This window comes from Cryptobacterium curtum DSM 15641, from assembly GCF_000023845.1.
Lineage (GTDB): Bacteria > Actinomycetota > Coriobacteriia > Coriobacteriales > Eggerthellaceae > Cryptobacterium > Cryptobacterium curtum.
In genome coordinates this window covers 434446-447815 of record NC_013170.1, presented here as the reverse complement: position 1 = coordinate 447815, position 13370 = coordinate 434446, and the positions used below count along the sequence as shown (strand labels likewise).

The window sequence follows — 13370 nt, the reverse complement described above, 5'->3', positions numbered from 1 at the left end:
GGGCGCTCGCAGGCGCCCCATCCGTTGCTTCTGGTAGAGGTTCTATTCCTCGTTTTCCGAATCGTCAGTCGAAGACTCATCGATATGCAGGTTCAAATCGCCCACATTGCCGAGAATCGCATCAAGCTCTTCGAGATTGCGCTGATACGAGCGCGGTGGCAGTGCTTCGCCGAGCATGTCTTCGCCTTCCGTGTTGAAGGTTGCCGGCACATCACCACCAATGAGAATCGTATCATCGGGCGAGAACACCATATCCAAAAGCTGACTCATGTCGTCGCCCGTGGCGTTTAGGTCGTCCTCAATAATATGGAGCAAATCGTGCTTTTCTAAGCCCTCTTTGAGTTCCTCGATCGCCTTTGCTCCGATGCCTTCGATACGCAATAGGTCTTCTTCGGAGTACCCAATAAGGTCGCCCACGGTTTCAATACCTGCTTCGGAGAACTTATTCGCCCAGCGTTGAGAGACACCCAGGTCATCATAGATATACAGGCGTGCGTCCTCATCGGAAAGCTGCGAATTACGACCAGCTGAAAGGCTATTGAAGTAGCTCGAATAGCTACCGCCCATGTTCAGATAGCTATCACCATCGAGTGACCAATCCTGCGGCTGCGGCAGGAGTTCTTCAACCTTGCGCAGCGCCTCAGGCGCATAATCAGGCAGCGTGTCGCTTGTAATTTCATGCACGGCGTGACCCTTATAAGTAAGACCCACGTTGCGATAGCGCTTGAGACCCGTACCAGCAGGAATCGGCTTGCCGATAATAACGTTTTCTTTCAAGCCGACCAGCTGATCGGTCTTGCTTTCGATGGCTGCATCGGTAAGAACCTTGGTGGTTTCCTGGAACGAAGCGGCCGACATCCACGAATCGGTTGCCAGCGATGCCTTCGTAATGCCCAGCAACAACGGCTGACCAACGGGCGGCTGTTTGCCTTCGAGCACCAGCTGATTGGCAACATCTTCGAATTCGTAGCGATTGACCTGACGACCCGGCAGATAATCGGAATCACCAGAATCAAGCACTGCCACCTTACGCAGCATCTGACGCGCAATAACTTCGATGTGCTTGTCGTTGATGTCGACGCCTTGGCTGACGTACACATCTTGGACTTGCCCCACAATATAGCGCAGCGTGGTGTTCGGGTCGGTCAGACGCAGTAAGTCGTGCGGGTTCACTGAACCCCGTGTAATCTGCTGACCAACCGTAACTTCTGAACCATCTACCACACCCGGCATCATCTGCACGCGTGCCGAAGTGACATACTCGCGGTAGTTGCCTTCTTGATCGTGAATAGTGATTGTCTTGGTTTGCTTGTCGCCTGAAATCTGCAAAGTACCAGCAATCTCGGCCAAGACAGCCTGACCCTTCGGCTTGCGTGCCTCGAACAGCTCGACAACACGAGGAAGACCCTGCGTAATGTCGTCGCCGGCGACACCGCCTGAGTGGAACGTACGCATCGTCAGCTGTGTACCCGGCTCGCCAATAGACTGAGCAGCAATAATACCCACGGCTGTACCGATATTTACCGGACGAGCCGTTGCAAGATCCCAGCCATAGCACTTTTGGCACACGCCGTGCTCGGCATGGCAGGTCATGATGGTGCGGATGGTAACTTCCTCAACGCCTGCCTGCTGCCATGCAGTGAGTTCATCCATACTGTTGATGTAGTCACCCGCGGAAGCTAAGCGTGTACCAGACGCATCAGAAACATCTTCAGACAGGCACCGACCAACCAGATTTTCATCGAGTTCGCCCTTGCTGTCGACCAGCGCATACGTCACGCCTTCGGTGGTACCGCAGTCGAGTTCACGCACGATAACATCCTGCGAAACATCCACCAAACGACGGGTCAGATAACCCGAGTCAGCAGTACGCAGTGCCGTGTCAGCCAAACCCTTACGAGCACCATGCGAAGATAGGAAGTATTCGAGTACCGACATACCTTCACGGAAGTTTGCCTTAATCGGCGTGTCGATGATCTCACCCTTCGTGTCAGCCATCAGACCACGCATACCGGCCAGCTGACGAATCTGCTTGATATTACCGCGGGCGCCCGAGGTAGCCATCATGTAGATGGGGTTCTGACCGCTGAAGTGAGAAGCCATAGCCTCGCCCACTTCTTCAGTTGCATCCGTCCAAATGTCGACAACCTGCTTATGGCGCTCTTCGTCACTCATCAAGCCCATTTCGTAGTCGCCATCAATCGCAGCTACTTTTTCATCGGCCGCAGCGAGGATTTCATCCTTATCATCAGGAATTGTGGCGTCGTAAATAGACACCGTGAGACCTGCCTTTGTAGCGTAGTGGAAACCGTTGCTCTTGAGACCGTCCAAGATAGGCTCCATGGCAGCTGTCGAATAACGGTTCGAGCAATCACTGATCAGGCGTCCGACCTCGGTCTTGTCGAGTTCGTAGTTAAGGAACGGATAGTCATCGGGCAACACATCGTTGATAATAACGCGCCCAGCACTCGTCTCGATACGCTCGCCCGCTTTGCATTCCTTGGCCTGACCATAAGAAGAAACAACCGTCATGTCGCGCGGCAGACGCACAGAAATACGTGCCTGCAAGTCGAGATCAGCATGTGCATCATAGGCATGCTGCACATCGTCGAAGCTCGCAAAGACACGTCCTTCGCCGGCAAACCCGTCACGAATCGTCGTCAGGTAGTACAGACCGATGATCATGTCCTGAGTCGGAATAGTTAGCGGACGGCCATGTGCTGGCGACTTAATGTTGTTAGAGGACAACATCAGCACGCGCGCTTCAGCCTGAGCGGCACTGGACAGCGGTACATGCACTGCCATCTGGTCGCCGTCAAAGTCGGCGTTAAATGCCGTACAAACAAGCGGGTGCAGCTTGATGGCCTTACCGTTTGTCAGCACAGGCTCAAATGCCTGAATGCCAAGACGGTGCAGGGTTGGAGCACGGTTAAGCAGGACGGGATGTTCGGTAATAACCTCTTCAAGCACGTCCCACACGTAGCTTGCCCCACGGTCAACAGCTCGTTTAGCAGCCTTGATATTAGCGGCATATTCGAGTTCAACCAGGCGCTTCATAACGAATGGCTTGAACAGCTCAAGCGCCATCGCACTCGGCAGACCGCACTGATGCAGTTTCAGTTCTGGACCAACCACGATAACTGAACGACCTGAATAGTCGACACGCTTACCCAGCAAGTTCTGGCGGAAGCGCCCCTGCTTTCCTTTGAGCATATCGGCAAGCGACTTCAGCGCACGGTTTCCCGGACCCGTTACTGGACGGCCACGGCGGCCATTGTCAAAGAGACTGTCGACAGCTTCTTGCAGCATGCGCTTTTCATTGTTGACAATAATCTCCGGCGCACCCAGATCGAGCAGACGCTGCAAGCGGTTATTGCGGTTAATAACGCGACGATACAAATCGTTTAAGTCACTTGTTGCAAAACGACCACCATCGAGCTGTACCATTGGACGCAGGTCGGGTGGAATAACCGGAATCACGTCAAGAATCATGTCGTGTGGTTTATTTTCGCTCTTCAGGAACGCGTCAACCACTTTAAGACGCTTAACAGCTTTGGCGCGCTTTTGACCCTTGCCCGTTGCAATAATTTCGGAAAGTTCCTCGGCTACCTCGTCAAGATCGATGTCATCCAGCAGATCGCGTACTGCTTCAGCACCCATGCCACCCTTGAAATACTCGCTGTAGTTCAGGCGCATTTCGCGATAGAGGGTTTCATCGGCAACCAGCTGCTTGGGTTCAATTTTCATGAAGGCTTCGAACGCTTCACTACGCAGCGCCTTGCGCTCGTTGAATTCCTCATAGATATCAGCTAGTTCGTCTTCAACTTCTTCAGGGGTCAGACGCTCTTCGTCTTCGATATCGTCGACAAACTCGTCGTCTTCAGGCGTGTAATCGGTCGACAGACGCCTGGTTGAAGCAATCAGGCGATCGCGTTCAGCATCGAGTTCATCAAGGTCAGCAGCTAATTCATCCCGCAGATCAGCTTCGTCTTCTTCACGCGCTTCTTTGTCCACCGACGTGACAATAGCGCTTGCAAAGTAGAGAACCTTTTCAAGGTCTTTTGGCGCAATATCAAGCAGGTACCCCAAACGGCTTGGGCTGCCCTTGAAATACCAGATGTGACTCACCGGAGCAGCCAGTTCAATGTGACCCATGCGCTCGCGGCGAACCTTCGCCCTGGTGACTTCAACACCGCAGCGCTCGCACACGATGCCCTTGAAGCGAATGCGCTTGTACTTACCGCAGGCGCATTCCCAGTCCTTTGTAGGACCGAAGATGCGTTCGCAGAACAAGCCATCCTTTTCGGGCTTGAGCGTACGGTAATTAATGGTCTCCGGCTTCTTGACTTCGCCATGGGACCAACTGCGAATATCTTCCGCACTCGCCAGAGAGATGCGCAGCGCGTCGAAGTTATTTACATCGTACTCGGTCATTTAGCGCTCCTCTCCGCCGATGAGATCGTTTCCGTCATTGCCGTCCTTCAAATCATCGCTGATGAGATTCGACAGCTCGGCAGCAATGTCGCCGATCATGTCGTCATCTTCGCGTTCAGTCTTCTGTGCATCCTCAACCAGACCAGCAAGAACATTGTCGTCGTTCGTCCGTTCAGGATGGCTTTCAATCACATCGAGCACTTCCCTATTGTGACCTTCGAGCTCCACATTCAAGCACAGGGAACGCATTTCCTTAATGAGCACCTTGAACGATTCGGGAACTTCCGCATCGGGCATGTTCTCGCCCTTCACGATGGCCTCGTATGTCTTCACGCGACCAACCGTGTCGTCAGACTTCACCGTCAGGATTTCCTGCAACACGTTCGATGCGCCGTAGGCATAGAGCGCCCACACTTCCATTTCGCCGAAGCGCTGGCCACCAAACTGAGCCTTGCCGCCCAGCGGTTGCTGTGTGATTAAGCTGTAAGGACCAGTTGAGCGAGCATGAATCTTGTCGTCAACCATGTGGCCGAGCTTAAGCATATAGGGATAGCCTACCGTAATCGGCTCGCGGAACGGTTCGCCCGTGCGACCGTCATACAACGTGGTCTTGCCAAATTCGTTAAGCTGCGGGACAAATTCTTCACGCATTGCATCGCCGTACTTTTCACGGTTCAGGTTAACGAGATTGCGGTTCGACTTTTCGATAACGTCGCGAATTTCTTCTTCAGTGGCGCTATCGAACACCGGAGTCGACACATAGATGGGACCTTCAACAGCCTCGTCGGAATTTTCGTCATCCGACCAGCCCCATTTAGCTGCCCACCCAAGATGGCATTCAAGAAGCTGACCAACGTTCATACGAGAAGGTACGCCCAATGGGTTCAGCATAATGTCAACCGGTGTGCCATCGGCCAAATATGGCATGTCTTCAACCGGCAGTACCCGCGAGACAACACCTTTGTTACCATGACGACCAGACATCTTGTCGCCCTGCTGGATTTTGCGCTTCTGCGCCACATATACGCGCACCTGCTCGTTGACGCCAGGCGCCAATTCATCGCCCGAAGCGCGGCTGAAGCGGTGAATGCCAATTACACGACCGCCGGCACCATGAGGCACCTTAAGGCTTGTGTCACGCACTTCACGTGCCTTTTCGCCAAAGATAGCACGCAGTAGGCGTTCTTCGGCTGTTAGTTCAGTTTCACCCTTCGGGGTTACCTTACCCACCAGCACATCGCCCGGATTGACTTCAGCACCAATACGAATAATGCCATCGCCATCTAAGTCGGCAATCATATCTTCGCTGATGTTAGGAATCTCACGAGTAATCTCTTCAGGCCCCAGCTTTGTGTCGCGCGCATCAGCTTCGTATTCGCTAATGTGAATGCTTGTCAGCAAGTCTTCAGCAACAACACGCTCGGAAATAACGATAGCGTCCTCGTAGTTGTAACCTTCCCATGGCATGTAAGCCACCAGCAGGTTCTGCCCCAGCGACAGCTCAGCGTGGTCACACGACTGACCATCGGCAAGTACATCGCCCACTTCCACTCGGTCGCCCTTGCGCACGAGCGGTTTATGATTTACGCAATAGCCCTGGTTGGAGCGCTGGAACTTCGGAATCAAGTATTCGTCGTATTCACCATCGTCGGTGAGGATATTGATAACCTCACCATCAACATAGTCGACCAGACCAGAGTTCTGTGCAATAAGAATCTCACCCGAGTCAACTGCAATACGGTGCTCGATGCCCGTACCAACAAACGGTGCGTGCGGGCGCAGAAGCGGCACAGCCTGACGCTGCATGTTCGAACCCATGAGGGCGCGATGAGCGTCGTCGTGTTCGAGGAACGGAATAAGCGAAGTGGCCACCGACACCATCTGGCGCGGCGAGATGTCCATGTAGTCCACCTGAGAAACTGACACCTCAGCCGGGTCGCCAAACTCACCATGCGAGTTGCGCGTACGAGCCAGCAAACGTTCAGTTGGGTGGAAGGTCCCAGATTCGTCGGTCGTTCCCAGGATACCCGTCTTGGTATCGTATGGCTCGTTAGCCTGAGCAATAGTATGATGCTCTTCTTCATCGGCGGTAAGGTAATCAACGTCGTTCGTTACCTTACCCTCAACCACGCGACGATACGGCGCTTCGATAAAGCCGTAATTGTTCACGCGGGCATACGTGGCAAGCGAACCAATTAAGCCGATGTTAGGACCTTCGGGTGTTTCGATAGGACACATGCGGCTGTAGTGCGAATTGTGAACGTCACGCACTTCAAAGCCTGCACGCTCACGCGACAGACCACCCGGACCCAATGCTGACAGACGACGCTTATGCGTAACGCCCGCCACAGGGTTGGCCTGGTCCATGAACTGCGACAGCTGAGACGATCCGAAGAATTCCTTGATGGAAGCCACAATAGGCCTAATGTTAATCAAGCTCTGCGGCGTAATTTCGTCGGGCTCCTGCATGCTCATGCGCTCGCGTACCACACGCTCCATACGCGACAAGCCAATGCGGAACTGGTTCTGGATTAATTCACCCACCGTACGAATACGGCGGTTGCCAAAATGGTCGATATCATCGGTGACATAGCCTTCTTCACCGTTATGCAAAGCCACAATGTAGCGCATTGTGGCAATGATATCGTCATTGGTTAGCGTGGAGGAATCGCCTTCGGCGTCGAAACCGAGCTTTTTGTTGATCTTATACCGACCAACCTTTGCAAGGTTGTAGCGCTGTGGATTGAAGAACAATCCATCAAGCAATGTACGTGCCGAATCGATGGTAGGCGGCTCACCCGGACGGAAGCGCTTGTAGAGCTCGATCAACGATTCGTCGCGTGTTGTCGCAGGATCGCGATCGATCGTGCGCAGCACCATTTCGCTATCGCCGAGCGCTTCAATAATCTCTTCGCGTGTTTCAGCAAGCCCTAGAGCGCGCAGCAAAAGAGTTGCCGGCTGCTTGCGCTTGCGGTCGATACGCACCGAAAGGATATCGCGCTTGTCGGTTTCAAATTCAAGCCAAGCACCCCGCGAAGGAATAACCTTGGCGTTATAGATGGTCTTGTTGCTTGTCTTGTCGCGCTCGGCCCCAAAATAGACACCAGGGCTGCGCACCAACTGCGAGACAACCACTCGTTCGGTACCGTTAACAATAAAGGTACCGCGCGGCGTCATCAGCGGGAAATCGCCCATAAAGACGTCCTGCTCTTTGATTTCGCCGGTCTCCAAATTGGTGAAGCGCACTTCGGCAAACAGGGGTGCCTGATAGGTCAGATCTTTGACCTTGCATTCGTCAACCGGATACTTCGGATCACCGAACTCGTGCTTACCGATCTCGACGCGCATATTCTTCGTATTGCTCTCGATGGGGCAAATATCTTGGAATGCTTGGTCGAGGCCCTCACCCTTGAACCAGTCAAAGCTTTCAGTCTGAATGGCAATCAGGTTGGGGATATCGATAACGGGTGGGATCTTTGCGAAGCTTCTGCGGCTCCTATAAAGGCTGTTGGGAGCGTTGTTTTGTGCTTGCGCCACGGGGCTTTTCCTCCTTTAAGAAAATCCGTTTTTTTGCGAAAAGTCGCAAGTTTTAAAGCTACGTTTTTCTTTAAGTGAAGTCAAGAAAAATTTTCTTGAAGCATGTGTTTTCTTTGCTTATTAGATAGCATTCGGCAAATTCAGACGACATCAGCAAAATAGAACAGCAGCTTCTTTTAACTATGCAGAGACCACAGACCAATCAATCTTTCTCAGAGACTGACATGCAGTAGTTCGATACTATAAATTACTTTTGTTGTACGAGATTACAAAATAGGCAGCTGTGTACTTCGGCAGAGCAAACGACTTTGCACTTCGATGACGCAGCCTATTTCCCGTCACGCAAGGCTTCCAACTGAGCAAGCGTGCTCGCATCAATGCGTTCGCCTACCGTATTCTTTACGGTGGCCTTCGGATTTTCGTCCAGCCGTGCTTCCTGATCGAGCAATTCTGCTTCGCGACTGAATCCGTCGGCACTCATACGATCGACACCAAGACCAAAAACTGTGTCCTGAATAGTCGCGTCACTCGTAACTACCATCACTTCAACCCCACGTGAACGAGCATCAAACGCCAGCTTTTCAATAACCGTATCAGCTGATAACCCCGCTGGAGAAAACACCACCTGCACGCCGCCAATGCGTTCGGGCACCCCTGTTGAAAATTCGTTGTCCCTGCCATCGAATACCAAGTATGCCTCGCAGTAATCGCGCCCCATGTGTGCGATTACGTCGTTGATAAGAGCCTCGCGACATTTGTTGTACACCTCGTCGGTGTAATCGGCCATAGCGCGCATATGTCGATAGCGACTACCACTACGCAAAACGTTGTAGCCGTCAACAATCAAAAGCTTGTTGCGAGATTTCATGGTGGACACCCTATGCGCTAGCTACTGCGCTTTTGCTTGGCTTGAAGCGCGCGAACAACACGAGGGAGCGCTAGAACGATTCGAGGCATTAGCATTAGCATTAGCAAGGGTATGAGAGGTATTGGAAGTGCCAGAAGCACATTCCTGCAGAGATAGACGATTCTGCCGCAACCATTCGTACATACACACAGTAGCTGATTGCGCCACATTTAACGACGATACTACCCCCCGCTGAGGAAGCGATACGAAAAAGTCGCATGCCTCTTGGGTAAGGCGCGCAAGACCGGTGTTCTCATTGCCCATCACCAAGCACACGTTACCTGTAAGGTTTGCATCCCAAATACCGCCTTCAGCTTTTTCCGAAGCGCCGGCCACCCAGTAGCCTTCATTTTTGAGACGCGCTAGTGCCTGCTGTAAATTAGCAACCTGTGCAACGGGAATATGAGAGATCGCACCAGCAGAACTCTTATACGTGCTAGCAGTGACATATGCACTGCGCTTGTTGGGGATAATAATACCCGCAGCTCCTACCGACTCTGCTGAACGAGCGATAGCCCCAAGATTGCCAGCGTCGGTAATATGATCGAGCACAATAATAAGTGCGCAAGGGGCAGCTGACGACGAGTGCGACACCGCCAACGAAACAGCTTGATCATTTCCGCGCGCGATAATGTCATCAAGACTCGCATAGGCAAAGGGTTGCGCCTGCGCCATAATTCCCTGATGACTACCGCGCTTTGAACGTTTATCAAGCTGCGCACGAGGAACCGTTTCCATCACAATATGCTGACGCGCCGCCATATGCAGAATATCCTGCAAGAGCCGATCGTGCTTATTGCCATCGGCAAGAAAAATACGTGTGATGGGCACGTGCGTGCTCAGTGCTTCCCAAACAGGATGTTTTCCTTCAATAAATTCAGCCATGACAGGTATTATGAGGGAATACGCAAGGCGCGTATACCTGGAGAGCATAATTCCACGGGCAGAAAGGGGAACTCCATGAAAGTCGGACTTGTTTCGGATCTCCATCGTCAACTGCCCACTGCAGTTATGGAAGCACTGCAGGGCGTCGATCGTATTCTTTGCGCAGGCGATATAGAGGTTGAGCCAATACTCTGGGAATTGCAGACAATTGCACCGGTTACTGCCGTCAAAGGGAATAACGACTACGGTATTGACCTTCCCTTAAGTACAACATTCATCCTCGAAGGCGTGCGATTCTTTATGGTGCATCGTCCTCAAGATATCGGAACTCCCGCTGATGATGTAGCGGTTGTGGTGCACGGACACACCCATATACCCCGCAACGAAGTTATTGGCGGCGTTCACTACATCAATCCAGGGAGCCCTTCGTATCCACGAGGCGGAAGCGACCCTAGTGTCGCCATACTGATTCTGCGCGATAGCGCTGTTGAGCGTGTCGAATTTATTTCAGTTGGTGAATATGAAAAGATGCCTCCGCGCCAGGGGTAACGTCAAGTAAGCACGTATAACGATCTAAAATACAAAAGATCTCGACGTTATTCAACCCGCTACTTAGCGCGAAATATGCGTGCTTTCTTATCCGTCAGCGCTACAACTGTTAGTACTACAAGTAACTACTTGATTGTCTTGTTTCAGGGCACGTTACTTGGTACGAGACGCACGTGTTTTCTTATAGGCGAAATAGCCACATACGACCGATGCGATAGCAACCACAACGGTTGTGCCAATATGCTTAGCATCCCATGCCTGATAGCCTGTCAGCATAATACCAATAGCAAATAGCACCAGCGCACCACAGATTGCACTGGCCGCTTTTAGATAGCGTACGTGTTCCATATACCCCCCTGTCAGTCACTGCCCTTGGCTTTGAATGGCTTTAGGAGGCAGTGCGCCGCGTATCAACCCTATTTAACAATCAACACCGGAATATCAACTGAGCGCAGCACCGCGTAGCTCACTGAACCCAAAGCACCGCGCAGCGCGCCCAAGCCACGGTTTCCCATCACGACAAGATCGAATTGGCCAGTTTCGGCAAATTCAACGATTGCGTCATGCGGCTTGCCGGATGTCACTCGATACACCACCTGGGTAAAATCGCCAACAATCGATTTTGCATCAGCAATAAGATCCTTTTTTTTGCGCTCATAAAACTCGCGCTGAGCTGCCAGTGAATCTTCCTGGCTAACACGTGCTACACCAGCCATCTGAGCAGCAGCCTCAAAGGTCGGGTCATCAAAGTCAGGCAACTCAGCAACGTAGAGCAGCGTTACTTTTCCTTCGAATGAAGTGCTTGCCAGTTCAAGAGCGGCAGATAGGGCATGTTTGGCATGCTCAGACCTGTCGTACGGGACAAGGATGCTTTGATACATCGAGACCTCCTTGAATCGTAAGTGAAATCATCTTCACTTTAACATACCAAGAAGGCAAGATACCGACGCAAAGCGACAAGCGGAATAAGGTTTGGACTACAGGCAGATGCCAAGCTATAAGGAAGTAACAGACAAATAAATACTACGGAAATGAAATCGTGTGACGCCAGATCTCGTGTGATCAATTACATTCTGCTGGATCTCATGCGTTCAATCGCATTCCAGTCACCTGTACGAAAACAGGCCAGAGACTTTAACCCTGGCCTGCGTTTTTGATGGTGGGCGATGCAGGGTTCGAACCTGCGGCCTACTGCTTGTAAGGCAGTTGCGCTCCCGCTGCGCCAATCGCCCGAATGCCGAAATATTCTGCCACAGCCTGCCGCTACATGCAAGCCACCTCTTTAATCAGTTTTGTTTTACACATGCTGTAAAATAAGGGGTAAATTATTCAGCAAGGAGTAAATATGCCTACAATCATGCCAGTCTCATCGTTACGTAGCTACACCGAAGTACTTGATGGCGTGGCTCCCGGTGCACCTGTATTCCTTACGAAGAATGGGCAGGGTAAGTATGCCATCCTCGATATGGATGACTACAACAAGCTCGCTGCTGAAAATCGCCTGTTCTCAGAGCTCGAGGCAGGCCGCACGTCTGGAGATAAAGACGGCTGGATTACAAGCGAAAATGTCCGCAAACGCTTTGCAGAGCGAGCTCAACATGTCCAGTAATATTGTCTATGCACTATGAAGCAAGCAGGCCGTCGAGCGCTGTTGCCATCGCATCAAACGAGGTAGAACCAATTTTCATTGACGTCACGTTCCCCTGCGCATCAACCAGGTAAATCGTCGGCAGATACTGAACACGTAGCGCCAGCGATGCTTGATTGGTTGTATCGAAGTACACCGGATAGGTATACCCTTTGCTTTCGATCCACTGCTTTGCGATATCAACGGTTTCACGCTGGCCATCAACACAGTCGATCATCATGAAGTTGACGCGATCCCCATACGTGTCATACAGCTTTTGAATGTCAGGAGCTTCCGAGACACAGTTAGGACACCAGGTCGCCCAAAAACCGATAAACGTAGGCTTGCCAATAACAGAATCGCTTGAAACCTTAGCGCCTGATGAATCAAGTACCGAAAACGAAGGAAGCGCCTGTGAGTTCCCTGAAGACCCACCCGACATGGCAGATCCAGACCCATTTGCAGAAGACGAGTTGCCTGGGCTCTGTGAAAGGGCTTGAGATTGATCGATTGAAGACGAAGAAGTGGAAGCAGATCCTGCTGAAGTAGAAGATGACATCTGACCAGCAGAGAGCGCGCGATACGCCACAACAGCTACAGCAACGACAGCCACAAGCACGACCACTGAAATCAACAACTGTTTCTTATTGCTCACGATGTTCCCCCGATACTCATGTATAAGCCACCCACTAGGCTGCAAACATTCCCATCCACGAGCTAAACAAGCCCGATACCAAAAGGGCGCCCACCAAAACAAGCAGCGCACCACAAACTTTATTGATAATGCCATAATGCGCCTTAACCCACGTAAAAGCACCTTCAAGACGGTCGATCAGCAAGGCTGACAGGATAAATGGCACACCCAAACCAAGTGAATAGCATGCGAGCAGCGATGCACCAGTTAGCATATCCCCCGTTGTTACGGCCAGAGAGAGCGCCGATCCCAGGAAAGCACCCACACATGGAGTCCAACTAACCGCAAACGCCATACCAAACAAAAAGGATGGACCAAACCCCTGGGAGAGTGTTTTAGGGCGCGCACCACGACCGGTAAAAATGCTCGTTTTAATGACACCCCAATAAGTGAAACCAAACAGAATGATAACCAGCCCGCACACCACTTCAAGGGCGCGACGGTTCTGCATGAAAAAGCCACCCAGCGAAGCCGCCATGGCTCCCAAAGCACAAAACAACACAGTAAAGCCAGCAACAAATCCAAGCGCCCCTTTGAACTTGCTACCAGCAATGCGCGAAGCGCTTGTGGAAGCTGACTGCGACGCAGCGGCATTTCCAGAAGCCTCTGGCAGACCACCAGCAAAATAGGCTACATATACGGGCAATAATGGAAGCAAACAGGGCGATACGAAGGTGACAATACCCTCGAGAAATGTCAGCAGGTAATTCACGAACATCCTTCCCTTACACACTACA

Annotated in this window: 10 protein-coding genes and 1 tRNA gene; 2 read left to right on the top strand and 9 right to left on the bottom strand. The window is 51.8% G+C overall.

The window, feature by feature from the left end:
- Window positions 1–42: 42 nt before the first annotated feature.
- The 4 genes from CCUR_RS01895 to rlmB form a co-directional block, all read right to left on the bottom strand.
- Complete coding sequence (locus CCUR_RS01895) at window positions 43–4434, bottom strand: DNA-directed RNA polymerase subunit beta' (protein WP_012802794.1); 4392 nt, start codon at window positions 4432–4434, stop codon at window positions 43–45.
- On the bottom strand, window positions 4435–7971 hold the full coding sequence (gene rpoB, locus CCUR_RS01890) for a DNA-directed RNA polymerase subunit beta (protein WP_012802793.1): 3537 nt from the start codon (window positions 7969–7971) through the stop codon (window positions 4435–4437).
- 328 nt (window positions 7972–8299) lie between these two features.
- Window positions 8300–8839: an NYN domain-containing protein gene (locus tag CCUR_RS01885; RefSeq protein ID WP_012802792.1), complete on the bottom strand. Its 540-nt coding sequence runs from the start codon at window positions 8837–8839 to the stop codon at window positions 8300–8302.
- Between the two features lie 21 nt (window positions 8840–8860).
- The gene (gene rlmB, locus CCUR_RS01880; RefSeq protein WP_012802791.1) at window positions 8861–9763 is read right to left on the bottom strand and encodes a 23S rRNA (guanosine(2251)-2'-O)-methyltransferase RlmB; all 903 of its coding nucleotides are present in this window, start codon (window positions 9761–9763) and stop codon (window positions 8861–8863) included.
- A 75-nt stretch (window positions 9764–9838) separates the two neighbouring features.
- On the opposite strand from rlmB, the gene CCUR_RS01875 reads away from it, so the two are divergent.
- A complete protein-coding gene (locus CCUR_RS01875) occupies window positions 9839–10312 on the top strand; it encodes a metallophosphoesterase family protein (RefSeq protein WP_012802790.1) in 474 nt (157 codons plus the stop codon).
- 153 nt (window positions 10313–10465) lie between these two features.
- On the opposite strand, the gene CCUR_RS01870 is transcribed toward CCUR_RS01875, so the two are convergent.
- From CCUR_RS01870 to CCUR_RS01860, 3 genes are all read right to left on the bottom strand, one after another.
- Window positions 10466–10660, bottom strand: coding sequence for a hypothetical protein (locus CCUR_RS01870; protein WP_012802789.1), 195 nt, complete (start codon window positions 10658–10660; stop codon window positions 10466–10468).
- Window positions 10661–10728: 68 nt separating this feature from the next.
- Window positions 10729–11193, bottom strand: a complete 465-nt coding sequence (locus CCUR_RS01865) for a universal stress protein (RefSeq protein ID WP_012802788.1) — start codon at window positions 11191–11193, stop codon at window positions 10729–10731.
- 276 nt (window positions 11194–11469) lie between these two features.
- Window positions 11470–11544 (bottom strand) — tRNA-Val (locus CCUR_RS01860).
- Window positions 11545–11657: 113 nt separating this feature from the next.
- Here CCUR_RS01860 and CCUR_RS01855 point away from each other — a divergent pair.
- The gene (locus CCUR_RS01855) at window positions 11658–11921 is read left to right on the top strand and encodes a type II toxin-antitoxin system Phd/YefM family antitoxin (RefSeq protein WP_012802787.1); all 264 of its coding nucleotides are present in this window, start codon (window positions 11658–11660) and stop codon (window positions 11919–11921) included.
- A 13-nt stretch (window positions 11922–11934) separates the two neighbouring features.
- On the opposite strand, the gene CCUR_RS07195 is transcribed toward CCUR_RS01855, so the two are convergent.
- Together CCUR_RS07195 and CCUR_RS01845 are read right to left on the bottom strand one after the other, a co-directional pair.
- A complete protein-coding gene (locus CCUR_RS07195; RefSeq protein ID WP_169302061.1) occupies window positions 11935–12594 on the bottom strand; it encodes a TlpA family protein disulfide reductase in 660 nt (219 codons plus the stop codon).
- A gap of 34 nt (window positions 12595–12628) precedes the next feature.
- Window positions 12629–13351, bottom strand: a complete 723-nt coding sequence (locus tag CCUR_RS01845) for a cytochrome c biogenesis CcdA family protein (protein ID WP_012802785.1) — start codon at window positions 13349–13351, stop codon at window positions 12629–12631.
- Between the last annotated feature and the right edge of the window lie 19 nt (window positions 13352–13370).